Raw genomic sequence first — 25117 nt, 5'->3', positions numbered from 1 at the left:
TGGGCGGCGTGCTGAGCATCGACCGGTCGATCATCGACGCGATCGTCGCCCACGCGCGTCGGGACCACCCGGACGAGGCGTGCGGCGTGGTCGCCGGTTCCGCCGGCAGCGACACCCCGACCCGGCACATCCCCATGGAGAACGCCGCCCGCTCCATGACGTTCTACGAGTTCGACTCGATGGAGCACCTGCGGGTGTGGCGGGAGATGGACGACCGTGACGAGGAGCCGGTGGTGATCTACCACTCGCACACCGCCACGGAGGCCTACCCTTCCCGCACCGACATCTCCTTCGCCGGCGAGCCGGAGGCGCACTACCTGCTCGTCTCCACCCGCGAGCCCGGCACGGAGGAGATCCGCTCCTTCCGGATCGTCGACGGCGTGGTGACCGAGGAGCCGGTGGAGATCGTGGACGCCGCCGTGGACCCGCACGCCGTCCAGTCCTACATGTTCGGGCAGAGCCCGGCGACGGTCGACTACGAGTGTTCCGACCGCTGACCCAGCGGCCCCGCGACATTCCTTCTCTTCCCGTCACCGTGCAGACCGCACACCCGAACAAGGAGTACGACACCATGGCCATCGAGGTTCGCATCCCCACCATCCTGCGCACGTACACCGGCGGCGCGAAGGTCGTCGAGGGCGCGGGTGACACGCTGGGCGACCTGCTGACCGACCTGGACTCCCGGCACGGCGGCCTGCGGGCCCGCCTGGTCACCGACGCCGGCGTGCTGCACCGGTTCGTCAACGTCTACGTCAACGACGAGGACGTCCGCTTCCTCGGCGCGCTCGACGCCAAGCTCAACGACGGCGACAGCGTCACCATCCTGCCGGCCGTGGCCGGCGGCGCGTTCGGCTTCGCGGCGGCGGCGGCGATCGCGTCGCACAGCGCCGCGGTGGCGGCGGTCGCCCCGTCCGCGGTGACCGCGCGCGCCGTCGTTCGCTGAGGCGGCCGGCGATGGCGCGCTACGACAGCCTGCTGGACGCCTGCGGCGGCACGCCCCTGGTGGGGCTGCCGAGGCTGTCACCGGTGGTGCCCGAGGGGGCGCCGCCGGTGCGGTTGTGGGCGAAGCTGGAGGACCGGAACCCGACCGGCAGCATCAAGGACCGGGCGGCGCTGTTCATGATCCGCCGGGCGGAGTCCGACGGCCGGCTGCGCCCCGGCGACACGATCCTGGAGCCGACCAGCGGCAACACCGGCATCTCGCTGGCCATGGTGGCCAAACTGCGGGGATACCGGCTGGTCTGCGTCATGCCGGAGAACGTCTCGACCGAGCGGGTCCAACTGCTCCGGATGTACGGCGCGGAGATCATCTTCTCGCCGGCCGCCGGCGGCTCGAACCAGGCCGTCGCCACCGCCAAGCAGATCTCCGCCGAGCACCCCGACTGGGTGATGCTCTACCAGTACGGCAACGAGGCGAACGCCCAGGCGCACCTTGAGACCACCGGCCCGGAGCTGCTTCAGGACCTGCCCACGATCACCCACTTCGTGGCCGGGCTGGGCACCACCGGCACGCTCATGGGCACCGGCCGCTACCTGCGGGAGAAGGTCGACGGCATCCAGATCGTCGCCGCCGAGCCGCGCTACGGCGAGCTGGTCTACGGGCTGCGCAACATCGACGAGGGATACGTCCCGGAGCTCTACGACGCCACCGTGCTGACCCGGCGGTTCTCCGTCGGCACCAGGGACGCCGTGCTGCGTACCCGGCAGCTCGTCGAGGTGGAGGGGATCTTCGCCGGCTTCTCCACCGGGGCGATCCTGCACGCCGCCCTCGCGGTGGCGCACGAGGCGGTCCGGGACGGCCGCCGTGCCGACGTCGCGTTCGTGGTCTGCGACGGCGGCTGGAAATACCTGAGCACCGGGGCGTACGGCGGCACGCTCTCCGACGCCGAGGAGGCCCTGGAGGGACAGCTCTGGGCCTGACGACGGGCCCGACAGGCCTGACGGCAGGCCTGACAGGCCTGACGACGGGGCGCTGACGGCGTGACGACGCTGACGGGCCGTGACCGGGTGACCGGCGCGGCCCGTTCGTCGTCGCTGACGCTGACCCGGAGGCAGGCCGAGGGTGTCACGTTCGTGACAACTTCCAGCAGATGATTCTTGCCCCGGGGCGCGTCAGCGTAGGCTGCGCAGCGTGTCGTACGCGTCGGTAGAGACCATCGACGGAGCGGCGGCCGACGTGGCGACTACGGTACGTGACAGCGGGACGACTCCATGAGACTGACCGTCCTCGGCTGTGCCGGGAGCTTCCCCGGCCCCGACTCCCCGTGCTCGGCCTACCTGGTCGAGGCCGAGGGTTTCCGGCTCCTGGTCGACTTCGGCTCCGGCGCTCTCTCCACCCTCCAGCGCTACGCCGGGCTGCACGCCCCGGACGCCATCATCCTCACCCACCTGCACTGCGACCACATGCTCGACGCCGCGTCGTACGTGGTGGTGCGCCGGTACGCCCCGGACGGCCCGTACCCGGCCCTGCCGGTGTACGCCCCCTCCGGCGCGCCGGACCGGCTCGCCCTGGCCTACGGCCAGGAGGACAGCACCGTCGAGGACGTCTACCAGTTCTACGGCCTCCAGCCCGGCACCTTCCCGATCGGCCCGTTCACCGTCACCGTCGACCGGATGAACCACCCGATCGAGACGTACGGCGTGCGGCTGGAGCACGACGGCCGGGTGCTCTGCTACTCCTCCGACACCGCGCCCTGCGAGGCGCTGCTGCGGCTCGCCCAGGACGCCGACCTCTTCCTCTGCGAGGCCAGCTACCTCGACGGGGTGGAGAACCCGCCGGACCTGCACCTGACCGGCCGGGAGGCCGGCGAGGCGGCCACCAAGGCGGGCGTGGGCCGGCTGCTGCTGACCCACCTGGTCGCCGCCTGGGGCAGCGAGGCACTCACCGTCGAGGCGGCCGGCACGACGTACGAGGGGCCGCTGGAAGTGGTCCGCGCGGGCGCCTGCTACGACGTCTGACCCGCCGGGCGGTCCCGCCGCCGGGTTGTGCCGTACTGTTCGCCGGGCCGTCAGCGGCCCGTCGCCTGGCGCATCCGTGCCGCCCGCACGGTGAGGCCATGCGGATCGCCATCGTGACCGAGTCGTTTCCCCCGGACGTCAACGGCGTGGCGCACTCGGTCGTGCGGAGCGCCGAGCACCTGCTGCACCGGGGGCACCAGCCGCTGGTCATCGCGCCGGCCCCGCCGGCCGCGCACCGAACGACGGCCGGCCGCCAGCCGTACCCCGTGGTGCGCATCCCGAGCGTGCCGCTGCCCCGCTACCGGGGATTCCGGCTCGGGTTGCCCGGCGGGCGGCTGGCGGAGGCGCTGCTGGCCCACCGGCCGGACGTGGTGCACCTCGCCAGCCCGTTCGTGCTGGGGGCCCGCGCCGCCACCCTGGCCGCCCGGCACGGGCTGCCCACCGTCGCCGTCTACCAGACCGACGTCGCCGCGTACGCCCGCGCGTACCGGGTCGGTTGGGGGGAGGCCGCGGCCTGGCGCCGGCTCCGGGAGATCCACAATTCGGCCGGACGGACCCTCGCCCCGTCCACCCGGGCCGCCGCCGACCTGATCGCCAACGGCGTCGAGCGGATCTGGCTGTGGCGGCGCGGCGTGGACGCGGAGCGCTTCCGGCCGGACCACCGGTGCCCGGCGCTGCGCCGCTCACTCGCCCCGGACGGCCGGCTCCTCGTCGGGTACGTCGGCCGGCTGGCCCCGGAGAAGCGGGTGGACCTGCTCGCGGCCACCGCCCGGCTGCCCGGCGTGCGGGTGGTGGTGGCCGGGGACGGCCCGGCCCGCCGGCAGCTCGAACGGGCCCTGCCCGGGGTGACCTTCCTCGGCGTGCAGCAGGGCGAGGCGCTGGCCCGGCTCTACGCCAGCCTCGACGTGTTCGTGCACACCGGGCCGCACGAGACCTTCGGGCAGACGATCCAGGAGGCGGCGGCCAGCGGGGTGCCGGTCGTCGCTCCTGCCAGCGGCGGCCCGGTGGACCTCGTCCAGCCCGGCGTCACCGGCCTGCTGGTGCCGCCCGGCGACCCGGTGGCGCTGGCCGACGCCGTCGCGGACCTGGCCGCCGACCCCGCCCGCCGGGCCGCGTACGGCGTTGCCGCGCGGGCCCTCGTCGCGCGGCGGAGCTGGTCGGCCGTCGGGGACGAGCTGATCGGTCACTACCGGGCGGTGCGGTCCGCCGGGGAGCCGGCCGACGCCCTGCCCGCCGCGTGAGGACCGCCGTGGACGGGTCGAACGCCCCGCCCCGGCCCGGTGCCGGCCACGGGTTGCGGATCGTCCGGCTGGCGAACTTCGTCGCCGAGCAGTCTGGTGGGCTGCGCACCGCCCTGCACCAGCTCGGCGCGGGCTACCTCGCCGCCGGGCACGAGCCGGTGCTGGTGGTGCCCGACGCGCGCCGCACCGACAGTCGGCACCCGTACGGGCGGCTCGTCACCCTGCCGGGCCCCACGGTGCCCGGCAGCGGCGGCTACCGGGTGCTCGCCGGCCGGCGCGACGTGGCCCGGCTGCTCGACTCGCTCGCGCCCGATCGGCTGGAGGTGTCCGACCGGTCCACCCTGCGCTGGGCCGGCGACTGGGCGCGGGTCAACGGGGTGCCGTCGGTGATGGTGTCGCACGAGAGCCTCACCGGCCTGCTGGCCCAGTGGGGCGTGCCCCGCCGCGCCGTCCGCCCCCTCGCCGACCGGCTGAACGCGGCGACGGTCCGCGCGTACGACCGGGTGGTCTGCACCACGGCGTGGGCGGCGGAGGAGTTCCGCCGCATCGGCGCGCCCGACGTGCCCCTGGTGCCGCTCGGCGTGGACCTGGCGACCTTCCACCCCGCGCGGGCCGACCCGGTCCTGCGCGAGCGGTACGCCGACCACACCGAGATACTGCTGGTCCACTGCGCCCGGTTGTCCCCGGAGAAGCGCCCGCACCTCGCCGTCGACGCGCTCGCCGCCCTGCGCCGCCGTGGCGTGCCGGCGGTGCTGGTGATGGCCGGCGACGGGCCGCTGCGGCCGGCCCTGACCCGCCGCGCCGCCGACCTGCCCGTGCACTTCACCGGGTTCCTGCCCGGTCGGCTCGCGGTGGCCGCGCTGCTGGCCAGCGCGGACGCGGTGCTCGCGCCCGGGCCGGTGGAGACGTTCGGCCTGTCCGGGCTGGAGGCGCTGGCCTGCGGGACCCCGGTGGTGGCCAACGCGGCGAGCGCCCTGCCCGAGGTGCTCGGCCCGGCGGGCGTGGCGGCGGCGGGATCGCCGGGCGCGATCGCGGCGGCGGTGAGCCGGCTGCTGGCGATCCCCGAGGCCCACCGCCGGGCGACCGCCCGGGCCCGGGCGGAACGGTTCGGCTGGCCGGCGGCCGTGGCCGGCTTCCTCGCCGCGCACGCCGCCGGCCCCGGCCCGCCGCCCGAGGGGTAAGGAGGGGCCCCTGTCAACGCATTCTGTTGTACAGGGGCCCCTCCTGACCGCCGGGCCGGTCGCGCCGACGGTGGGACCCGCGGCGGCCCCGTCCGCCGCACCGCATAGGGTGCAGGGATGGCGCGACCTGACGGGCGGCAGCCCGACCAACTCCGACCGGTGACCCTGAGCCGGGGCTGGAGCACCCACCCGGAGGGCTCCGTGCTCGTCGAGTTCGGCGGGACGCGGGTGCTCTGCACCGCCAGCGTCACCGAAGGGGTGCCCCGCTGGCGCAAGGGTTCCGGGCTCGGCTGGGTGACCGCCGAGTACGCGATGCTGCCCCGCGCCACGAACACCCGCTCGGACCGGGAGAGCGTCCGGGGCAGGGTGGGCGGGCGTACCCACGAGATCTCCCGGCTGATCGGCCGCAGCCTGCGGGCCAGCATCGACCTCAAGGCCCTCGGCGAGAACTCCGTGGTCCTCGACTGCGACGTGCTCCAGGCCGACGGGGGCACGCGCACCGCGGCCATCACGGGGGCGTACGTGGCGCTGCACGACGCGGTGACCTGGCTGGCCGGCCGCAAGGCGCTGGCCGGCAAGCCGGAGAAGGTGATGCACCGCTCCGTCGCCGCGGTGAGCGTCGGCATCGTCGCCGGCGAGGCCCGGCTGGACCTCTGCTACGAAGAGGACGTGGCCGCCGAGGTCGACATGAACGTGGTCTGCACCTCCGCCGGCGAGTTCGTCGAGGTGCAGGGCACGGGCGAGTCCGGCGTCTTCGCCCGCGACCAGCTCGACGCCCTGCTCGACCTGGCCGTCGCTGGCTGCGCGGAACTGGCCGAGGCCCAGCGGAAGGCACTCTCATGACGAAGGTCTTGCTCGCCACCCGCAACCGTAAGAAGCTCGTCGAGCTCCAGCGGATCCTCGACGGCGCGCTCGGCGCGCACCGGGTCGCCCTGCTCGGCCTCGACGACGTCGAGGAATACCCGGAGCTGCCGGAGACCGGCCTGACCTTCGGCGAGAATGCGCTGATCAAGGCGCGGGAGGGCTGCCGGCGCACCGGCCTGCCGACCATCGCCGACGACTCCGGCCTCGCCGTGGACGCGCTGAACGGCATGCCCGGGGTGTTCAGCGCCCGCTGGTCCGGCAAGCACGGCGACGACCGGGCCAACCTGGAGCTGGTGTTGGACCAGATCGCCGACCTGCCCGACGAGCACCGGGGCGCGTCCTTCGTCTGCACGGTGGCCCTAGTGCTGCCCGGCGGCAAGGAGCACCTGGTCGACGGCCGCCAGGCTGGCCGGCTGCTGCGCGCGCCGCGCGGCGAGGGCGGCTTCGGGTACGACCCGATCTTCCTCGGCGACGGCCAGGACCGCACCAACGCGGAGCTGACCCCGCAGGAGAAGGACGCGATCAGCCACCGGGGCAAGGCGCTGCGCGAGTTGGCGAAGCTGGTCGCGAAGGTGCTGCCGCCGGCTGCCTGACGGCGGGGCGGGCGGCGGTCGGCCAGGGAGCGACATGCCCGGTGTGCTGACGGGGTTCGCCGTCATCGGTGCCGTCATCGGCGTCGGCTACCTGGTGGGCCGCCTCGGCGTGCTCGGGCCGGGGGCGGCCACCGTGCTCTCCCGGGTGGCGTTCTTCGTGGCGACCCCGGCGTTGCTGTTCGACACGGTCGCCCACGCCGACCTGCGCGAGGTCTTCTCGGCCGCCCTGGTGGTCACGGTCGCGGGTACCACCGTCGTGGCGACGGTGTTCGTGCTCGTCGCGCGGCTGCTGTGGCGGCGTCCGGCGGCGGAGGCCACGATCGGCGCGCTCACGTCGTCGTACGTGAACGCGGCGAACATCGGCATCCCCGTCGCGGTCTACGTCCTCGGCGACGCGTCGTTCATCGCGCCGGTCATCATGTTCCAGCTCGTCGTGATGGCGCCGATCGCCTTCGCCGTGCTGGACACGACCACCGGCGGGCGGCGGTCGGTGGCCCGGTCGGTGGCCCGGTCGGTGGTCTCGCCGCTGGCCAACCCGGTCACGGTGGCCTGCGCCCTGGGCCTGACCGCCAACCTGACCGGCTGGCTCCCGCCGGAGCCGGTGCTGCGGCCGGTGGAAATGGTGGCGGCGATGGCCGTGCCCGCCGGGCTGCTGGCGTACGGGCTGTCGCTGCACGGCGCGCCCCGGCCCGGCTCCGGGGACACCGGGCGGGACGTGTGGCTGGCCGTCGCGCTGAAGACCCTGGCCCAGCCCGTCGTCGCGTACCTCGTGGCGCGGCACGCGCTGGGGCTGCCGCAGCCGACGGTGCTGGCCTGCACGGTCACGGCCGCGTTGCCGACCGCGCAGAACGTCTTCGTCTACGCGGTCCGCTACGACCGGGGCGTCGTGCTGGCCCGGGACGCGGTGCTGCTGTCCACCGTGGCGGCGGTGCCGGTGCTGATCGGCGTGGCGGTCCTCGGCAGCTGACCGGCGCCGGGCGGGACGCCGGACGGCGCGGCCGGGCGACGCTCAGCCCAGCGGGCCGGTCTCCCGCTCGATCGCCGCCCGCAGGCCCGGCCCGGCCACCACGGCCCGGGCGGCCTCCAGCAGCGGGGCGAGGAAGACGTCCGGCCCCGGCTGGCCGGCGACCTCGCCGAGCGCGGCCAGGGCGGCCCGTCCGGCCGGGGACGGCGTGAGCGGGGCGCGCAACTGGAGGCCCCGCACGGCGGCCAGCAGCTCCACGGCGAGCAGGCTGGTCAGGTTGTCCAGCACCGTGCGCAGCTTCTTCGTCGCCGCCCAGCCCATCGACACGTGGTCCTCCTGCATGCCGCTGGTCGGCAGCGAGTCCACCGAGGCGGGGGCGGCGAGGCGGCGGTTCTCCGCGACGATCCCGGCGGCCGTGTACTGGGCGATCATCAGCCCCGAGTTGACCCCGGCGTCCGGGGAGAGGAACGCCGGCAGGTCCCGGTTGCGGGTGACGTCGAGCAGCCGGTCCACCCGCCGCTCGGCGATCGCGCCGACCTCGGCGGCGGCGATGGCCAGGAAGTCCGCGGCGAAGCCGAGCGGCGCGCCGTGGAAGTTGCCGGTCGACTCGACCCGGCCGTCGGGCAGCACCACCGGGTTGTCCACCACGGACACCAGTTCCCGGTCGGCCACGGTCCGGACGAAGTCCAGGGTGTCCCGGGCCGCCCCGGCCACCTGCGGCGCGCAGCGCATCGAGTACGCGTCCTGCACGGCGTGCGCCAGGTCGTCGCGGTGCGAGTCCATCACGGCGGAGCCCTGGAGCAGCCGGTGGATGTTCGCGGCCGACACCGACTGGCCGGGGTGCGGGCGGATCGCGTGCAGCTCCGGCAGGAACGGCCGTTCCGAACCGAGCATCGCCTCGATGGCCAGCGCCGCCGTCACGTCGGCCATGGTGAGCAGGTGGGCCGCGTCGCGGATCGCCAGCAGCAGCATGCCGAGCATGCCGTCGGTGCCGTTGATCAGCGCCAGCCCCTCCTTGGCGGCCAGCTCGACCGGGGCCAGCCCGGCCGCGTCCAGCGCCTCGGCGGCGTCGACCCGTTCGCCGGTCGGGCCGAGCACCCAGCCCTCGCCGAGCAGCACCAGCGCGCAGTGCGCGAGCGGGGCCAGGTCGCCGGACGCGCCGAGCGAGCCGTGCTCCGGCACCCACGGGGTGACCTGGTGGTTGAGCAGGTCGACCAGCGCTTCGGCGACCAGCGGGCGCACCCCGGAGTGGCCCAGCGCCAGCGAGCGTACCCGCAGCAGCATCATCGCCCGGACCACCTCGCGCGGCATCGGGGCGCCCACCCCGGCGGCGTGCGAGCGGATCAGCGCGTGCTGCAACTCGGCCCGCCGCCCGGGAGCCACGAAGGTGTTCGCGAGCGCCCCGAACCCGGTGGAGACGCCGTAGACGGGGCGGCCGGCGGCCTCGATGCCGTCCACGATGGACCGGCTGGTCGCCATCGCCGCCACGGTGGACGGGTCGAGGAGCACCGTCGCGGCGCCGCGCGCCACGGCGAGCACGTCGGCGGGGGAGATCCCGGTGGGCTGGACGGTCACGATCGACATTTCGGCACTCCGTTGTGCAGGACCTGGCGGATCAGGGGGACACCGGGCCGGTAGGCCAGGTGCAGGTGGGACGGGGCGTCGAGGATCATCAGGTCGGCCCGCGCGCCGGGCCGCAGCACCCCGACGTCGTCGCGGCGCAGCGCCCGCGCGCCCCCGGCCGTCGCGGCCCACACGGCCTCCGCCGGGGTCATCCGCATCTCGCGTACGGCGAGCGCGATGCAGAACGGCATCGACGACGTGTACGACGACCCGGGGTTGCAGTCGGTGGCCAGCGCCACGGTCACGCCCGCGGCGAGCAGCCGCCGCGCGTCCGGGTACGGCGACCGGGTGGAGAACTCCGCCCCGGGCAGCAGGGTGGCCACCGTTCCCGGCCCGTCGGCCACCGCCGAGCCGGCGAGCGCGTCGATGTCGGCGTCGGACAGGTGGGTGCAGTGGTCGACGCTGGCCGCGCCCAACTCCACCCCGAGCCGCACCCCGGGCCCCGGGCCGAGCTGGTTGGCGTGCAGCCGCACCCCGAGCCCGGCGGCCTGCCCGACGGTGAGGATCGCCCGGGCGTGGTCGGCGTCGAACGCGCCCCGCTCGCAGAACACGTCGACCCAGCGGGCGTACGGGGCGGCGGCGGCGAGCATCGGCCCGCAGACCAGGCCCACGTAGTCGTCGGGGCGGCCGGCGTACTCGGCGGGGACGACGTGCGCGCCGAGGAACGTGGTCTCGCCGGTCACCTCGGCGGCGATCCGCAGCGAGCGGGCCTCGTCGGCCACGGTGAGGCCGTACCCGCTCTTGGTCTCGATCGTGGTGGTGCCCTGCCGCATCGCCTCGCCGACCAGCCGGCGCACGGTGGCCCGCAGTTGGCCGTCGGTGGCGGCGCGGGTCGCGCCGACCGTGGTGCGGATGCCCCCGCCGGTGTACGGCTCGCCGGCCATCCGGGCGGCGAACTCGGCGGCCCGGTCCCCGGCGAAGACCAGGTGGGCGTGGCTGTCCACGAAGCCGGGCAGGACCGCGCCGCCCTCGGCGTCGATGCGGCGGTCGGCGGCGGGTGCGTAGCGCGCCGGCCCGACCCAGGCGACCCGCCCGTCCTCGATCAGCACGGCCGCGTCGTGGCGCAGGCCGAGCGGGCCGCCGTCGCCGGTGCCGGCGACGTTGGTGACCAGCTCGCCGATGTCGTCGACCAGCAGGCTGCCGCTCACCGGGACACCGCCCCGATGGCGGCGCGCAGCTCGGCCGGCACGTCCACGGTCAGGTGCCGCCCGTCGGCGACGACCTGCCGGCCGTCGACGACCACCGAGGCGACGTCGGCGGCGCTCGCCGCGAAGAACGCCCCCACCGGCGGCACCCCGGCCGTGCGGGCGCTGTCCAGGCGTACGGTCACCAGGTCGGCGTGGGCCCCGACGGCGAGCCGGCCGGCGTCGGCCCAGCCGAGCGCGGCGTGCCCGGTGGCGGTCGCGGCTCTCGCCAGCTCCGCCGGGGCGAAGTGGCCGCGCCGGCGGGTGCGCAGCCGCTCGTCCAGCTCCACCGCCCGCGCCTCCTCGAACAGGTCGACGACGGCGTGGCTGTCGCTGCCCAGGCTGAGCGGGATGCCGGCGTCGGCGAGTCGCCGCGCCGGCCCGATCCCGTCGGCCAGGTCCCGCTCGGTGGTGGGGCAGAGGCAGACGCCGGTGCCGGCGGCGCCGAGCAGCGCCACGTCTGCGCTGGTCAGGTGGGTGGCGTGCACGGCGGTCGCGGTCGGCGTGAGCAGCCCCCGGTCGGCCAGGAGCCGGGTCGGCGTGCAGCCGTGCGCGGCCCGGCAGGCGTCGTTCTCGGCCGGCTGCTCGGACAGGTGCACGTGCAGCGGCACCCCCTCGTTGCGAGCCGCGAAGGTGGCGATCTGGTCGGCCGGCACCGCCCGCACCGAGTGCAGCGCGGCCCCGATCAGGGCGTGCGGTCGGCCTTGCTGCGCGGCGGTCAGCCGGTCGTGCCGGTCGGACCACCCGTCGACGTCGCCGTCGCCGAAGCGCCGCTGCGGGCCGGCGAGCGGCGCGCCGTCCACCGCGGCGGTCAGGTAGAGCGTGTCGAGCAGGGTGATCCGGATGCCGGCCTGCGCGGCGGCCTCGACCAGGGCCGCACCCATCGCGTTCGGGTCGGCGTAGCGGGTGCCGTCGGGGCCGTGGTGCAGATAGTGGAACTCGCCCACGCAGGTGATCCCGGCCAGCACCATCTCGGCGTATGCGGCGCGGGCCAGGGCCAGGTAGCTGTCCGGGTCGAGGCGGGCGGCCACCTCGTACATCCGGTCGCGCCAGCTCCAGAAGTCCCCCCGCCCACCGTCCGCGCCGTGAGTCCGCCCGCGCAGGGCGCGGTGGAACGCGTGCGAGTGGGCGTTGGCCAGGCCGGGCAGGGTGAGCCCGGGCAGCCGTACGGCGTCGGCCAGCACCTCGACCCCGGCGGTGGGCGCGCCGGCGGCGGACAGCGGGGTGACGGCGGTGATCCGGCCGCCCTCGGCCTCGATCAGCACGTCGGCGGTGGGCTCGGGCCGGTCGGGCAGCCACGCGTGTTCGGCGAGCCAGCGGGTGGCGGTCACCTCTTCCACCCCCTAGGGAGCTGCCCCGTCTGTGCTACCGCTGTGCGGGCGCGGGGGTCTGTGGCGGGTGGCGCAGGCGAGGGACGCGCTGCCGCCGCCGGAGCGGGTCCACGCCGCCGCCCCGTTTGTGCGGGCAGCTGTGTAGTCCGGGAGGGCCCGTGCTGTGGCCCCGTTTGTGCGGGCAGCTCCGTAGGGGCCGCAAGGCATCGTCCGACCGGGACCGGGCGGGTCCGGTCCCGGGCGCGGGGGTCGCGTCGGGTCAGGCGCACGTCAGCTCCGCCAGCACCCGGGCCAGGGCCCCGACCCCGGCGGCGCAGTCGGCGTCGGTGGCCGCCTCGGCGGGGGAGTGCGACACCCCCGTCGGGTTGCGCACGAACAGCATCGCCGTGGGCAGGTGCCCGGCGAGCACGCCCGCGTCGTGGCCCGCCCCGGTGGGCAGCACCGGCGCGTCGAGCAGCGCCGCGAGCCGCCCGCCGAGGTCGCCGTCGAAGCCGACCAGTGGCGTCGCCGACTCCTCGGTCACGGTCACCTCCGTGCCGTCGCGGCCGGCCCGCTCGGCGGCCCTGGCCCGGACCGCCTCGACCAGGCCGGCGACGGTCTCCGGGTCGGCCGCGCGGGCGTCCAGCCAGCCGGTCACCCGCGCCGGGATCGCGTTGGTGGCGTTCGGCTCGACCCGGACCCGGCCCACCGTGGCGTGCGCCCCGCGCAGCCGGGCCTCCTTGTTGGCCGCGAGCACCGTGAACGCGTACGTGAGCATGGGGTCGCGGCGGTCGGCCATCCGGGTCGTACCGGCGTGGTTGCCCTCGCCGTGGAAGTCGAAGCGCCAGCGGCCGTGCGGCCAGATGGCGCTGGCGACCGCGACGGGCGCGTCGTGGTCGACCAGCGCGCGGCCCTGCTCGACGTGCAGCTCCACGAAGGCCGCGAAGCCGCCGAGCAGGTCGGGGCGGGCACCCGCCGGCCGGTCGCCCAGCGCCTCGGCCAGGCTCACCCCGTCGGCGTCGCGCAGCCCGGCCGCGCGGTCGGCGTCGAGCGCGCCGGTGAGCAGCCGCGACCCCAGGCAGGGTACGCCGAACCGGCCACCCTCCTCCTCGGCGAACGCGGCCACCACCAGGGGCCGGGACGGGGTGACGCCGGCGGCGCGCAGCTCGTCCACGGCGAGGAACGCGCTGACGATGCCGAGCGGCCCGTCGTACGCGCCGCCGTGCGGCACCGAGTCGAAGTGGCTGCCGGTCAGCACCGCCCCGGGTGCGTCGGGCTCGCCCCAGCGGGCGAAGAGGTTGCCGTTGCCGTCGGCGGTGACCGGCATGCCCCGGCGGTCGGCCTGCGCCCGGAACCAGTCGCGCAGCGCCAGCTCGGGGGCGGTGAACGCGTACCGCAGGTAGCCGCCGCTGCCGGAGTCGCGCCCGACGGGCGCGATCTCGTCCCACAGCTGCCGGAACCGCTGCTGGTTGCTGTTGCTGTTGTTAGGAGGGGGCCCTTCACCTACAGAATGCGTTAACAAGGGGCCCCTCCCTGCATCGGGACGCGGACGCCGGTGCGGGCGGCGACCTCGCGGGCGGCGTCGTAGCCGGCGTCCACGTGCCGGATGACGCCCATCGCCGGATCGTTGGTGAGCACCCGCTCGATCTTCTGCCCGGCCAGGGCGGTGCCGTCGGCGACGCAGACCTGACCGGCGTGCAGCGACCGGCCGATGCCGACCCCGCCGCCGTGGTGGATGGACACCCAGGACGCGCCGCTGGCCGTGTTGACCAGCGCGTTGAGCAGGGGCCAGTCGGCGATCGCGTCGGAGCCGTCGGCCATCGCCTCGGTCTCCCGGTAGGGGCTGGCGACGCTGCCGCAGTCGAGGTGGTCCCGGCCGATCACCACCGGCGCGCTCAGTTCGCCGGAGGCGACCATCTCGTTGAACCGCACCCCGGCGCGGTCCCGCTCGCCGTAGCCGAGCCAGCAGATCCGCGCCGGCAGGCCCTGGAACGCGACCCGCTCGCCGGCCAGCCGGATCCACCGGGCCAGCGACTCGTTCTCGGGGAACAGGTCGAGGATGGCCCGGTCGGTGGCGGCGATGTCGGCCGGGTCGCCGGAGAGCGCCGCCCAGCGGAACGGGCCCTTGCCCTCGCAGAACAGCGGCCGGATGTAGGCCGGCACGAAGCCGGGGAAGTCGAACGCCCGCTCGTACCCGCCGAGGCGCGCCTCGCCCCGGATCGAGTTGCCGTAGTCGAAGACCTCCGCGCCCGCGTCGAGGAAGCCGACCATCGCCTCCACGTGCTTCGCCATCGACGCCCGCGCCCGGTCGGTGAACTCGGCCGGCTTCGCCCTCGCGTAGTCGCCGGCGTCGGCGAGCTCCACCCCCTCCGGCACGTACGACAGCGGGTCGTGCGCGCTGGTCTGGTCGGTGACGACGTCGATCGCCACGCCCCGCCGCAGCAGCTCGGGGAAGATCGTTGCCGCGTTGCCGACCACGCCGACCGACAGCGCCCGGCGGTCCCGCTTCGCGGCGAGCGCCCGCTCGACGGCGTCGTCGAGGGAGTCGGCGACCTCGTCGAGGTAGCGGTCACGCACCCGGCGGTCCAGCCGGGACCGGTCCACGTCGACGATCAGGCACGCGCCGCCGTTCATGGTGACCGCGAGGGGCTGCGCCCCGCCCATCCCGCCGCAGCCGGCGGTGAGGGTGAGCGTCCCGGCGAGCGTGCCACCGAAGCGCTTGACGGCGACGGCCGCGAACGTCTCGTAGGTGCCCTGGAGGATGCCCTGGGTGCCGATGTAGATCCACGAACCGGCGGTCATCTGCCCGTACATGGTCAGGCCGAGCGACTCCAGGCGGCGGAACTCCGGCCAGGTGGCCCAGTCGCCGACCAGGTTGGAGTTGGCCAGCAGCACCCGGGGCGCCCACTCGTGGGTGCGCAGGACCCCGACCGGGCGACCGGACTGCACCAGCATCGTCTCGTCGTCGCGCAGGTCGGTGAGCGTGCGCACCAGCGCGTGGTACGACGGCCAGTCCCGCGCCGCCCGCCCGGTGCCGCCGTAGACGACCAGGTCGTCGGGGCGCTCGGCCACCTCCGGGTCGAGGTTGTTCATCAGCATCCGCAGGGCGGCCTCCTGCGGCCACCCCCGGGCGGTGAGCGCGGCCCCCCGGGCGGCGCGGACGGGCTGGGGCATCTCGTCTCTCCTCTCAGCCGAGGAACAACTGGCGACGGGCGGCGGAGGACTCGAACGCCTCCAGCCGGCGCTGGGTCTCGGCGGGCGCGGCGTCGCAGATGGCCTGGAGGACCACCATCGCCAGGGTCATCGGTGCGGTGTGCAGGTCGAACACGAGGTCGGTGCCGACGGCGGCGGGGAGCACCACCTCGGCGTGCTCGGCCGCCGGGCTGACCGGCGAGTCGGTGATGGCCACCACCGTCAGCCCGGCGGCCCGCGCCTCGGCCAGCGCGTCGAGGGTCTCCCGGGGGTAGCGGGGCAGCACGAACGCCAGCAGCGCGGTCGCCCCGGCTGCGGCGGCCTGCTCCAGGCGGTCGGCGAGCAGGCTGCCGCCGTCGTCGAGCACCCGCACGTCGGGGTGCACCTTCGCGGCGAAGAACGCGAAGTACGCGGCCAGCGGCGCGGCGGCCCGCAGCCCGAGCACCGGCAGGGGGCGGCTCGCGGCGAGCAGCTTGCCGACGGCGTCGATCCGTTCGGTGTCGGCGAGTTCGCCGGCGAGCCGCTCCAGGTTGGCCACCTCGGTGTGCACGGCGCGTTGCAGCTCGTTGCCGACGCCGGCGGGCTCGCCGGTGGCGGCGGTGCCGGTCAGCTCGCGCAGCCGGCGGCGCAGCGCCGGGTAGCCGTCGTGGCCGAGCGCGACGGCGAACCGGGTCACCGACGGCTGGCTGACGCCGGCCAGCTCGGCCACCTCGGCCGCCGACAGGTACGCCGCAGCGGCGGCGTGCTGCACCAGGCTGTGCGCGATGCGCCGCTGCGTCGGGGTGAGCCGGACGCCCTGGAACAGGTCGAGCACCCGGTCGGCGGACGCCCCGACGGTGCCTCCTTCATTCATGCGGCGACTCTATGCATGAAAACTTTCAGGGGCAACCCGCGACGGCCTCCGGCGTCGTGCCGCCTCGGTACTATCCGCACGGCGGGTGAACAGAGGAGTGGGGCATGCAGCCGGAGGGTCCGTACAGGTTCACCGAGGCGTCCGGCGTCTGCCAGGTCGGCAGCGCCTGGTGGGCGGTGGACGGTCAGGACCGGCTGATGACCGTCGCCGTCCTGGAGGGCGCCGCCGCCGCCGACCAGCCCTGGCGGGAGGCGTTCACCAACGCGGCGGACACCCTCGCGCAGACCCCCGGCGGCCCCCGCTACGTCAACGCCGACTTCGCCGCCGCCCGCCCCTGGGTGGCCTACCCGGCCGAGGTGGAGAACGCCGCCGACAAGCTCTTCGGGCTGCTCGGCATGCCGCTGCGGTCGCCCCGCATCGAGCCCGTCGGCAACGCGGCCACCCAGGCGTTGCCGGTGATCACCCCGACCTCGGGCCTCCCCAGCTCGGCCGTGCCCGCCTCCGGCCAGCCCGCCTCGGGCATCCCGATCTCGGGCGTGCCCAGCTCCGGGGTGCCCAGCTCGGGGGCGCCCGCGTCCGGGGCACCCAGCTCCGGGGCGCCGCCGGTCTGGGCGGCGCACGCCACCGGGTCGCCGGTCGTTGCGACCGCACCGGCGGACCCGTCGGCCGCCCACCCCCGGCCGGCCGAACCCGCCCCGCCGCACGACCCGTTCGCCTCGCCCGCCCGGCGCATCCAGCCGTCCCCGCCGTCCCGCCCGCGCACCGGGCTGCGGCTGGGCGTCGCCGCGCTGGTCCTGGTCGTGCTCGCCGCCGGGGGCGGGCTCGCCGTGTGGGCCGCCACCCGGGGCCCGGACGCGCCGCCGCCGGCCGGCCCCGCCGGGGCGTTCCCGACCGTCACCCCCGCCGCCGGCTTCCGCCCGTGGAGCCAGGCGGCCCCCTACAGCGCGCAGGAACGGGCGCTCGCCACCGCCGCGCCGGGGCTCGTCTTCGTCGAGGCGGTCTTCAACGGCTACCTGCGCGACGAGCGCACCGGGGCGCTGCTCAACCCGACGCCCGTCACGTTCCAGCGGCGGTGCAGCGGCTTCGTGGTGCACCCCGACGGGCACGTGCTCACCAACGGCCAGTGCGTCGCCCCCGACGAGCCGGTCGCCCGGGAGCGGGCCCTCTACACGCTCGGCCGGATCCTCGTCGCCGGCAAGAAGCTCACCTCGGGCGCGCTGGACGGCTGGGTCCGGTCGCGGACGGCCAGCACCCGGTTCACCGGCAAGGAGCCGGACCGGCCCCCGTCGAGTCAGGTCTTCGTGCAGCTCAACCAGGCCACCGGCGGGCTGACCGGCACGCCCGCGATCGCCGGCGAGGTGGTGCGCACCCGGGCCGCCGACGCCGGGGACCTCGCCCTGGTCAGGGTGTCCCGGCCCGACCTGCCCGGCGTGGAGCTGGGCGACCCGGCCGCGCTGGCACCGGGCGGCGTGGTGGTGGTCGCCGGCTACCACACCGTCGACACCGACTTCCGGGACGCCACCTACACGCTGCGCTCGAAGACCGTGCAGGTCACCGCGACCGACACCGGCCAGGGCCCGGCGCCGCTGTTCCGGATCGGCGACGACATCGGCATCTACTCCCACGGCGGCGTCGCGCTCGACCCGGCCGGCCGGGTCGTCGGCGTGCTCACCAACGACCGGTCCGGGGCGGGCGGGGCGAACCGGGCCCTCGTGCCCGTGACCGCCGCCCGGGAGTTGCTCGCCGAGGCCGGGGTCACGCCCGCCCTGGGCGACTCCGACCGGCTCTACCGGCGCGGGCTGGACGCGTACTTCACCGGGCGGGACGCCACGGCGGTGTCCCAACTGGACGCCGTCGCCCGGGGCGGCAACGGCAACGAGCTCGCCGAGGCGTACCGGCGCAGCGCGGCGGACCGGCAGCAGCTCACGGCGGCGGCACCGGAGCAGTCCAACCTGCCCACGGTGCTCTTCTCGGGGCTCGGCGGCGCCCTGCTCGCCGCGCTCGCGATGGGCGTGGTGCTGCTGGCGAGGCGTCGACCGCGCCGCTGACCCGTCGCGGTTGCCCCAGCCCGCCAGCCCCGTTGCCCGCAGGCGGTCAGCGGGTCGAGGCGTCCCGGCCCCACGCGCCGCGCGGGTGGCGGCGGGCGCGCAGCGCGGCGGCGAGCGTGACGGCCACGTAGACCACCGCGGCCGGCGCGAGCCAGGGGCGGGGCAGCACCACGTCCCGCAGCCAGGACGACGGGACCGACGGGCGGATCCCGGGATGCGAGGCGCGCAGCATGGCGTTGCCGGCCCGCACCCGGGCCAGCGTGCGGACCAGGTCCCGCAGCGTACGGGGGGTCTGCACGACCGACGCCACCGCCGACACCTCGTGCTTCTCGGCGGAGGCGAAGCGGGAGTCCAGGAAGAGGTCGTCGGCGATCTCGGCCGGGAACCGGTCGAAGCGCTCCCGTCCCGCCGCCGACACGCCCAGCACGCCCCGGCCGAACAGCGCGTCCGCGAAGATCGGCAACCGGGTGTTGATCGCGTAGTAGGCGCGGACCAGCAGCGGCCGGCCGGTGGTGACCATCTCCCGGCGGGGCGTCACAGCCAGCGGCGGGTCCACCGGAGCGGTCAGCGCGGCGGCCATCGCGCGCAGCGCCCCGGGGCCGAGCACCACGTCGGCGTCCAGATAGAACCTTGGGAAGCCGCGCACCACCGCGTCCCCGGCGTTCAGCGCGCCGGCCTTGCCCGCCTCGGCCAGCTCCACCACCCGTACGCCGGGCCGCGCGGCGGCCACCCGCGCCGTGTCGTCGGTGCAGCCGTTGGCCACCACCACGACGTCCAGTTCGACGCCCGCGTCGGTGCCCGCGTCGGCGAGCAGCGCGTCCAGGCAGCCGCCGATGACGTTCGACTCGTCGTGGGCGGCGATCACCACGCCGATCGGGCCGGGTCGGGGCAGAGGGCTGGGCACGGCTGACCAGCTTGCCGGACCGCGCACCGTACCGGCAAGGCGGGGTCGGGTCGCCCGCGGTCCCCGCCGGACGGTCGCGGGGCCAGCGGGCGTGGGCCCCGCGTTGGTATCGTCCTGGTGTTTTGCACCCATACCGACGGTTGGACGAAGTGGACAGTCGCGCGCCGCTCACCACTCCCGGCACCCGGCCCGGGGGCGGCGCGCCGGAGCGGCTCGACCGGGCCGCCGGCCACCTCGTCACCGCCGCGCTGGCGCTGATCGCGGTCAAGCCCCTGCTCGACATCGGCGAGCGGGACGCGGGCGGCGGCGTCGACGTGGGCGTCCTGCTCAGTGCCGTCGGGGCGGGCTGCATGGTGGCGGCCCTCGCGGCGGCGGTGCTCGCGGCCCGCCGGCTGCCGCCGCGCCCCGTGCTGGCGATGCTGCTCGCCCTCGCCCTGCTGCTGGTCGTCTCCGGGTTCAGTTACCTGGCGGCCGGGGCGCGCGCCGACCTGCTGGCCCTGTTCGACATCCGCCGCTACCCCATCTACGGACCGCGTCTCGACCCCGCGACGGCGATCCCCGCCGAGGCGGTGCGCCTGCTGGTCAGCTTCGCCCCGGTGGCGCTGGTCGGGTTGATGCTGATGCGCCCGGCCCGGTTCCCCGCCCGCCGCCTGGCCGTGGTGGCCGCCGTCGTGCTGGCCGGCGCGGTCGTCCACTGCGCGCTGGCCTGGCTCCAGGTCGCCGGCGTCGTGCCCTACTCGTTCTACTTCGAGCTGCCCGGCCAGAAGATCGGCCGGGCGTCGGGGGGCTACTTCCACCCGATGTCGCTCGGGCGGCTGCTGATGTTCTCGGTCTTCCTCTGCTATGTGCTCGGCGACCGGCTGCGGGTGCTCGGCGACCGGCTGCGCCTGACCCCGCTGCGCCGGTACGCGCTGGTCGGCTTCTTCGTGGCCACCGGCGTGGTGTCGCTGCACCGGCTCACCATCGGCTGCCTGCTGGTGATCGTGGTCGCCTTCGAGGCGCGGCGGCTGGGGGTCCTGCGGGCCGCGCTGCGCACCGGCGGCGGCCGGCGGCGGGCCGTGGCCGTGTCCGCCGGTCTGGTCGCGGCCGGCGGGGTCGCCGTCGCGCTCGCGGGCGACGCCGTCCGGGAACGGGCCGGGGTGGCGCTGACCGAGGTCGGCTCGCTCGACGTACGCTCCGACACGTTCATGCACGGCCGGGGCGCCATCTGGAACGACCTCGCCCGGGTCCTGCACCGGTCCACGCCGGACGTCTGGCTCTTCGGGTTCGGCTACGAGCCGTGGGACATGCACAACGACCTGCTGCGCATCCTCGTCGTCTGGGGCGTCGTCGGCCTCGTCGCGGTCGTCGGGGTCGTCGCCACCCTCTACGTCGTCGTCCGGCGGCGGTGCGCCGATCCGGCGCAGCGCTGGGCGCTCGGCGTGCTCTACGCGGTCTTCGTGCTCTTCGGGCTCACGCAGAAGCCGATGGCGTACCCGTACTTCATGTGGCTGTTCCTCTTCGGGCAGCTGGTGATCCTGTCGCTGGGCGGCGCGGCGGTCACGCCGCCGGGCGGCGCCACGGTCACGGCCGATGTCGAACGGGGGGAGGAGGGGCGGCTCGATGAGGCATCCACTGCCGGCGTCCGTCCAGGGTGAGAGCGCCGGGGCGGCGCACGCGGGCGACGACGCGGCGGTCGTGCCGACGTTCTCGGTCTGCATCGTGGTCCGCGACCGCGCCGGCCTGCTGGTCGACGCCGTGCGCAGCGTGCTCGCCAACCACCACCGCGACTTCGAGCTGGTCGTCGTCGACGACGGCTCGGCCGTCCCGGTGACCCGGGTGCTGGCGGAGGCGGGGGTGTCCGCCGACCGGCGGATCCGGGTGGTCAGCCTGCCGCCGAGCGGCATCGCGCGGGCCCGCAACGTGGCCCTGCGCGCCGCGACCGGCCGGTACATCACGGTGCTGGACTCCGACGACGAGCTCTCCGCCGACGCGCTGGGCCGGCTGCACGACCTGCTCACCGCCACCGGCGGCGGCTGGGTGTACGTCGACTACCACGAGGTACGCGGCGACGCCTCCCGGCGCATCCGGCTGCCCGAGTACGCCTCGGCGCGGACCATGCTGCTGGGCGTGCTGACCCGCCCCCGGCTGCCGTTCAAGCACTCCGGCACCACCATCGACCGCCGGGTGCTGGAGCGCATCGGCGGATACGACGAGAGCTTCCGGCTCTTCGAGGACGTGGAGCTGATGCTGCGGGCGCTGCGCGCCGGCGTGCACCCCCGGCACCTGGCCCACCCGGTGGTCCGGTTCCGCCGGCACGACGGCAACATCACCCGGGGCCGCCTCGGCGGGCTGGTCTTCTGGTTTCGGCTGATCGACACGTACCGCCCGTCGCGGGTGCCCGGCGTGGCGCTGGGCATCAAGGCGCTGCGCACCCTGAGCGAGACGGGCAAGTGGCTTGTCAGCCTCGGCCGTTGACTCCGGGCCCGGCGGAGGACCGCAGCGCGGGCCGGAGCCGGATTCCGGCCACGGGCCGGGCAAGAGGCGCGGGCGGGCGGGCACGATGCTGGCCCAGGTCGGCCTGCTGGGGCTGAGCCAGGCCGGCGTCACCCTCGCCGCCTTCGGCAGCCAGGTGTTGCTCGCCCGCACGCTGTCGCGGCCCGACTTCGGCTCGTTCACCGCCGTGCTGGCCGTGGTGTCGCTGACCGCGCCGGTGGCCGTCTTCGGCGTGTCCGAGCTGTGGTTGCAGGTGTTCGGGCGGGAGGGTGCGCGGGCGTACCGCTGGGTGGGGCCGTCGCTGCGGCTGGCCGGCGCGGCCTGCGCGGTGCTGCTTGCCGGGATCCTGGCCTGGAGCGCCGCCGAGCTGCCCGACACCACGGCGGCGGCGGTGCGGGCCCTGCTCGCCACCGTCGTGGTGGCTCAGGCGGCCCTCGCTCTGGCCGGCTCCGTGCGGCAGCTGCGCGGTGACTACCGGGGCCTGTCCGCGCTCCAGCTGGCCCCGCACCTGGGCCGGGTGCTGGTCACCGTGGCGGTCTGGGCGGCCGGGCTGTCGGTCGTCGCCGCGGCGGCCGGGTACGCGGTCGTCGCCGTGGCCACCGTCGCCGCCTGCCTGCTGGCGTCGCGCGAGTTCCGGCGCGGCGCGATGCCGCTGGAGGGGCACCCGGCCCCCGCGCCGCCCCGCACCGCCGAGCCCGGCCCCCGGCTGGGCGAACTGGTGGGGGCCGCCACCCCGTACGTGCTCGGCAACGTCTGCTACCTGCTCGGCATCCACCTCGGCACGGTGCTCGCCGCCGAGCTGCTCGGCGGGGCGGCGGCGGCCCTGCTCGCCGTGCCGATGGCCGTGCTCACCGCCGTCTACCTGGTGCCCCGGGTCGTCTACCAGCAATATCTGCTGGGCAAGCTGCACCGCTGGGCCGGCTCGGACGCCGAGGCGGTGCTGCTGGCGTACCGCTGGGGCAGCGCCGGGATGGTGCTGCTCGGCGCGGTCGTCGCGGCGGTGGTGGCGCTCGGCGGCCTGGTGGCCCTGCCGCTGGTGTTCGGCCCGGACTACCGGGACGCCGCGCCGGTGCTGGCGGTGCTGGCGCTGGCGGTGCCGTTCCGGTTCGGCGGCGCCGCCGTGGCCGCGCTGCTGACCAGCGGCGGGCTGCTGCGCCGCAAGGTGGTGTACCAGGCCGTGGGCGCACTGGTGCTGCTGGCGGCGCTGGCGGTGGCCGTCCCGGCGTGGGGCGTGCGCGGTGCCGCCGGGGCGACCGTGCTGGCGGAGGCGGTACTCTGCTGCCTGCTCTGGGTCGCCGCCCGGCGGGGCGTCGTGGGCGCGGCCCCGCTGCCGTCCTGGCGCGACCTGCGCAGGCGCTTGAGCAGGGAGGTTCCCCGTGCGTCCTGAACCGACCCCCACGCACCCTGAACCGGCACCCACGCATCCCGCACCAGCATCCGCGCCGGCCGCCGTGGCCCGCCGACCCCTGGTCGTCGGCTACTACGGCATGGAGAACGTCGGCGACAACGCCTTCTGCGTGGTCATGGACTGGGCGACCCGGGTCTACTGGGGAGCCGAGGAGCCCGTCTTCGCGGCGCCGCCCATGGTGGACCTGCCGCCGGAGCGCACCGGCATGGACCCGCGCTGGTACCGCTCGCGCGGCACCGCCGACCGGGCCGGCTGGGTGCTCAACAAGGCCGCCCTGCTGCGCCGCTCCACCATGCTGGTCTTCGGCGGCGGCTCCGTGTTCCGCGAGATGGGCCCGCTGAGCGAGAAGAAGGTCTTCTCGCTCTTCACCGGGGTGTCCGGGCACCCGATGGCCGCCGTCGGGGTCTCCGTCGGCCCGTTCGTCTCCGCCGCCTCCGAGCGCCGGTTGCTGCGCGTCCTGCGCCGGGTCGCCTTCATCGGGGTACGCGACATCGCCTCCGCCGAGGTCCTCGAACGGGCCGGCTACCCGGGGGTGCTGGTGCCCGCCGGTGACCTCGCCGGCCTGCTGCCCGAGGCGCTCGGCGAGCCGGTCCCGCCGCGCCGGCCGCGCCCCACCGGCCGGGCCCGCCTCGGCGTGACCCTGCTCGGCGTCGACCACGAGGCCGCCGACGCCGACCTGCGCCGCCGCGAGGACACCCTGGTCGAGGGGGTACGCGCGCTGGTGCGCGCCGAGCCCGTCGACGTCACCGTGTTCGTGTTCAACACCCACCCGCTGCACGGCGACGAGCGGGTCGGCGAGCGGCTGCGGGCCGCCGTCGCGGGGCACTGCGACGTGCGGGTGGTCACCGCCCGCGACGGCGTACGGGCCTGCTGGGACGAGATGAAGCGTTGCGACCTCGGGCTGCACATGCGGCTGCACGGTGCCGTCTTCGCGTACCTGGCGGGGGTACCGTTCACCCTCGTGCCGTACCAGCAGAAGTGCGACGACTTCCTCGACGAGATCGGGCAGCCGCCGGCCCTGCGGACGCCCCGGATGCCCGGCGACGCGGCGGCGGTGACCCGCACGCTGACCGGCCTGCTCACCACTCAGGACGTGCCGGAGCTGCCGCGCGCGATCTACGCCGAGCGCGCCCGGCGCAACTTCACGGCGGCGCCCTGGGCCCGCACACCCGGCCCGGGCCCGTCGGGGCGGTGACCCGGCCGCGCCCGCTCACCGCCGCCGGCCTGCTGGTGGCGGCGCCGCTGGTCGTCGCGATGGTCCTGCTCGCCGGGATGGCCGCCCTCGGCACGGGCCGCGACGGCGACCCGCCCGCCGGCCATGCCGCGCCGGCCTACGCCCCGTCGGCGCGCGGGACGCTGCGCGGGCTCGCCCCCGCCGGGACGCTGATCGGCACGGCGGTCGACCCCCGGGGCCTGAACCTCGACCCCGCCTACCCGGGCGTCCTCGCCGCCGAGTTCAACGCGGTCACCGCCGAGAACGCGATGAAGTGGCGCAACCTCGAACCCTCGCCCGGCGTGTACGCCTGGGCCGGCGGCGACCAGATCGTCGACCTGGCCCGCCGCAACGGCCAGGCCGTCTACGGCCACACCCTGGTCTGGCACAACGACGTGCCGGAGTGGGTTTCGCCGGACTGGCCGGCGCAGCGGCTGCGGGAGGCACTGCGCCGGCACGTGACCGCCGTCGTCGCGCACTACCGGGGCCGGGTGTGGGCCTGGGACGTGGTCAACGAGGTGCTCGCCGAGGACGGCTCCCTGCGCGACACCCTCTGGCTGCGCAAGCTCGGCCCCGGCTACGTCGCCGACGCGTTCCGCTGGGCCCGGCAGGCCGACCCCGACGCCAAGCTGTTCGTCAACGAGTACGGCACCGAGGGGCGGACCGCGAAGGCCGACGCGTTGCTGGACCTGGTGCGGCGGCTGCGCGCCGACGGCGTCCCGGTCGACGGGGTGGGCTTCCAGGGGCACCTGGACGCCGAGCGGCCACCCGAGGACGTGCGGGGCAACCTGCGCCGCTTCGCCGCGCTGGGGGTGCGCGTCGCCGTCACGGAGCTGGACGTGCGGGTGCGGCTCCCGGCGACGGGGGAGGGGCTGCGCCGCCAGGCCGCGGTGTACCGGGAGGTGCTGCGCGCCTGCCTGGACGTGGCGGCCTGCGCCTCGGTCACCGTGTGGGGGTTCACCGACGCCCGCAGCTGGATCCCCGGCTACCACCGCGGCTATGGTGCCGCCTGCCTCTTCGACGCCGACTTCCGCCCGAAGCCGGCCCACGCGGCGCTGCTCGACGAGCTGCTGGCCCGGCGGCGCACCGGCGGCTGACGCCGCGCG

22 protein-coding genes are annotated in these 25117 nt (G+C 75.9%); 15 read left to right on the top strand and 7 right to left on the bottom strand.

From position 1 onward, the window contains the following. The first annotated feature begins 8 nt into the window (after positions 1-8). From ACFT41_RS06210 to ACFT41_RS06170, 9 genes are all read left to right on the top strand, one after another. The gene (locus ACFT41_RS06210; protein WP_377586977.1) at positions 9-497 is read left to right on the top strand and encodes a Mov34/MPN/PAD-1 family protein; all 489 of its coding nucleotides are present in this window, start codon (positions 9-11) and stop codon (positions 495-497) included. Between the two features lie 74 nt (positions 498-571). Beyond that, positions 572-943 (top strand): MoaD family protein, encoded by a 372-nt coding sequence (locus ACFT41_RS06205; RefSeq protein ID WP_377587017.1) that lies wholly within the window; start codon positions 572-574, stop codon positions 941-943. 11 nt (positions 944-954) lie between these two features. After that, positions 955-1920, top strand: coding sequence for a PLP-dependent cysteine synthase family protein (locus tag ACFT41_RS06200; RefSeq protein ID WP_377586978.1), 966 nt, complete (start codon positions 955-957; stop codon positions 1918-1920). 291 nt (positions 1921-2211) lie between these two features. Next, on the top strand, positions 2212-2958 hold the full coding sequence (locus ACFT41_RS06195; RefSeq protein WP_377586979.1) for an MBL fold metallo-hydrolase: 747 nt from the start codon (positions 2212-2214) through the stop codon (positions 2956-2958). Between the two features lie 98 nt (positions 2959-3056). Beyond that, entirely contained in the window at positions 3057-4199 is a 1143-nt protein-coding gene (locus ACFT41_RS06190; RefSeq protein ID WP_377586980.1) for a glycosyltransferase family 4 protein, read from the top strand. A gap of 53 nt (positions 4200-4252) precedes the next feature. After that, positions 4253-5380: a glycosyltransferase gene (locus ACFT41_RS06185; protein ID WP_377587018.1), complete on the top strand. Its 1128-nt coding sequence runs from the start codon at positions 4253-4255 to the stop codon at positions 5378-5380. Positions 5381-5497: 117 nt separating this feature from the next. Continuing rightward, positions 5498-6223, top strand: a complete 726-nt coding sequence (gene rph, locus ACFT41_RS06180) for a ribonuclease PH (protein ID WP_377586981.1) — start codon at positions 5498-5500, stop codon at positions 6221-6223. Next, the gene (gene rdgB, locus ACFT41_RS06175) at positions 6220-6837 is read left to right on the top strand and encodes an RdgB/HAM1 family non-canonical purine NTP pyrophosphatase (protein ID WP_043962179.1); all 618 of its coding nucleotides are present in this window, start codon (positions 6220-6222) and stop codon (positions 6835-6837) included. The genes rph and rdgB overlap by 4 nt, the downstream gene beginning before the upstream one ends. 34 nt (positions 6838-6871) lie before the next feature. Beyond that, a complete protein-coding gene (locus ACFT41_RS06170) occupies positions 6872-7804 on the top strand; it encodes an AEC family transporter (RefSeq protein WP_377586982.1) in 933 nt (310 codons plus the stop codon). Positions 7805-7846: 42 nt separating this feature from the next. On the opposite strand, the gene hutH is transcribed toward ACFT41_RS06170, so the two are convergent. From hutH to ACFT41_RS06140, 6 genes are all read right to left on the bottom strand, one after another. Then, complete coding sequence (gene hutH, locus ACFT41_RS06165; protein WP_377586983.1) at positions 7847-9385, bottom strand: histidine ammonia-lyase; 1539 nt, start codon at positions 9383-9385, stop codon at positions 7847-7849. Next, positions 9373-10572: an imidazolonepropionase gene (gene hutI / locus ACFT41_RS06160; RefSeq protein ID WP_377586984.1), complete on the bottom strand. Its 1200-nt coding sequence runs from the start codon at positions 10570-10572 to the stop codon at positions 9373-9375. Before hutI ends, hutH begins: the two co-directional genes overlap by 13 nt. After that, positions 10569-11939, bottom strand: a complete 1371-nt coding sequence (locus ACFT41_RS06155) for a formimidoylglutamate deiminase (RefSeq protein ID WP_377586985.1) — start codon at positions 11937-11939, stop codon at positions 10569-10571. Before ACFT41_RS06155 ends, hutI begins: the two co-directional genes overlap by 4 nt. A gap of 259 nt (positions 11940-12198) precedes the next feature. Then, positions 12199-13440, bottom strand: coding sequence for an allantoate amidohydrolase (locus tag ACFT41_RS06150; protein ID WP_377586986.1), 1242 nt, complete (start codon positions 13438-13440; stop codon positions 12199-12201). Further along, positions 13434-15092 (bottom strand): urocanate hydratase, encoded by a 1659-nt coding sequence (gene hutU / locus ACFT41_RS06145; RefSeq protein WP_377586987.1) that lies wholly within the window; start codon positions 15090-15092, stop codon positions 13434-13436. The genes ACFT41_RS06150 and hutU overlap by 7 nt, the downstream gene beginning before the upstream one ends. Positions 15093-15105: 13 nt before the next feature. Next, the gene (locus ACFT41_RS06140; protein WP_377586988.1) at positions 15106-15963 is read right to left on the bottom strand and encodes a MurR/RpiR family transcriptional regulator; all 858 of its coding nucleotides are present in this window, start codon (positions 15961-15963) and stop codon (positions 15106-15108) included. A gap of 104 nt (positions 15964-16067) precedes the next feature. Between ACFT41_RS06140 and ACFT41_RS06135 the strand changes: the two genes are divergently transcribed. Then, positions 16068-18011 (top strand): trypsin-like peptidase domain-containing protein, encoded by a 1944-nt coding sequence (locus ACFT41_RS06135; protein ID WP_377586989.1) that lies wholly within the window; start codon positions 16068-16070, stop codon positions 18009-18011. A gap of 46 nt (positions 18012-18057) precedes the next feature. Here ACFT41_RS06135 and ACFT41_RS06130 read toward each other — a convergent pair whose 3' ends face one another. Beyond that, positions 18058-18915, bottom strand: a complete 858-nt coding sequence (locus ACFT41_RS06130) for a glycosyltransferase (protein ID WP_377586990.1) — start codon at positions 18913-18915, stop codon at positions 18058-18060. Between the two features lie 149 nt (positions 18916-19064). Here ACFT41_RS06130 and ACFT41_RS06125 point away from each other — a divergent pair, with 149 nt between their 5' ends. The 5 genes from ACFT41_RS06125 to ACFT41_RS06105 all read left to right on the top strand — a co-directional run bounded on the left by ACFT41_RS06125 (position 19065) and on the right by ACFT41_RS06105 (position 25108). Then, a complete protein-coding gene (locus ACFT41_RS06125; RefSeq protein ID WP_377586991.1) occupies positions 19065-20552 on the top strand; it encodes a hypothetical protein in 1488 nt (495 codons plus the stop codon). Continuing rightward, entirely contained in the window at positions 20518-21372 is an 855-nt protein-coding gene (locus ACFT41_RS06120; protein ID WP_377586992.1) for a glycosyltransferase family 2 protein, read from the top strand. Before ACFT41_RS06125 ends, ACFT41_RS06120 begins: the two co-directional genes overlap by 35 nt. Positions 21373-21457: 85 nt before the next feature. Beyond that, the gene (locus tag ACFT41_RS06115) at positions 21458-22777 is read left to right on the top strand and encodes a lipopolysaccharide biosynthesis protein (protein WP_377586993.1); all 1320 of its coding nucleotides are present in this window, start codon (positions 21458-21460) and stop codon (positions 22775-22777) included. Further along, positions 22767-23993, top strand: coding sequence for a polysaccharide pyruvyl transferase family protein (locus ACFT41_RS06110; RefSeq protein WP_377586994.1), 1227 nt, complete (start codon positions 22767-22769; stop codon positions 23991-23993). Before ACFT41_RS06115 ends, ACFT41_RS06110 begins: the two co-directional genes overlap by 11 nt. Beyond that, the gene (locus ACFT41_RS06105; protein ID WP_377586995.1) at positions 23990-25108 is read left to right on the top strand and encodes an endo-1,4-beta-xylanase; all 1119 of its coding nucleotides are present in this window, start codon (positions 23990-23992) and stop codon (positions 25106-25108) included. Before ACFT41_RS06110 ends, ACFT41_RS06105 begins: the two co-directional genes overlap by 4 nt. The last annotated feature ends 9 nt before the right edge of the window (positions 25109-25117 follow it).

Source organism: Micromonospora sp. NPDC057141 (assembly GCF_042670805.1).
Lineage (GTDB): Bacteria > Actinomycetota > Actinomycetes > Mycobacteriales > Micromonosporaceae > Micromonospora.
Note: the sequence above shows the minus strand (reverse complement) of the source record. Positions and strands in the feature narration are given on the sequence as shown.

Coding starts and splice junctions, on each gene's coding strand:
- ACFT41_RS06205 (WP_377587017.1), top strand. CDS start 572: ATGGCCATCGAGGTTCGCATCCCCACCATCCTGCGCACGTACACCGGC.
- ACFT41_RS06200 (WP_377586978.1), top strand. CDS start 955: ATGGCGCGCTACGACAGCCTGCTGGACGCCTGCGGCGGCACGCCCCTG.
- ACFT41_RS06195 (WP_377586979.1), top strand. CDS start 2,212: ATGAGACTGACCGTCCTCGGCTGTGCCGGGAGCTTCCCCGGCCCCGAC.
- ACFT41_RS06190 (WP_377586980.1), top strand. CDS start 3,057: ATGCGGATCGCCATCGTGACCGAGTCGTTTCCCCCGGACGTCAACGGC.
- rph (WP_377586981.1), top strand. CDS start 5,498: ATGGCGCGACCTGACGGGCGGCAGCCCGACCAACTCCGACCGGTGACC.
- rdgB (WP_043962179.1), top strand. CDS start 6,220: ATGACGAAGGTCTTGCTCGCCACCCGCAACCGTAAGAAGCTCGTCGAG.
- ACFT41_RS06170 (WP_377586982.1), top strand. CDS start 6,872: ATGCCCGGTGTGCTGACGGGGTTCGCCGTCATCGGTGCCGTCATCGGC.
- hutH (WP_377586983.1), bottom strand. CDS start 9,385: ATGTCGATCGTGACCGTCCAGCCCACCGGGATCTCCCCCGCCGACGTG.
- hutU (WP_377586987.1), bottom strand. CDS start 15,092: ATGCCCCAGCCCGTCCGCGCCGCCCGGGGGGCCGCGCTCACCGCCCGG.
- ACFT41_RS06140 (WP_377586988.1), bottom strand. CDS start 15,963: ATGAATGAAGGAGGCACCGTCGGGGCGTCCGCCGACCGGGTGCTCGAC.
- ACFT41_RS06135 (WP_377586989.1), top strand. CDS start 16,068: ATGCAGCCGGAGGGTCCGTACAGGTTCACCGAGGCGTCCGGCGTCTGC.
- ACFT41_RS06120 (WP_377586992.1), top strand. CDS start 20,518: ATGAGGCATCCACTGCCGGCGTCCGTCCAGGGTGAGAGCGCCGGGGCG.
- ACFT41_RS06115 (WP_377586993.1), top strand. CDS start 21,458: ATGCTGGCCCAGGTCGGCCTGCTGGGGCTGAGCCAGGCCGGCGTCACC.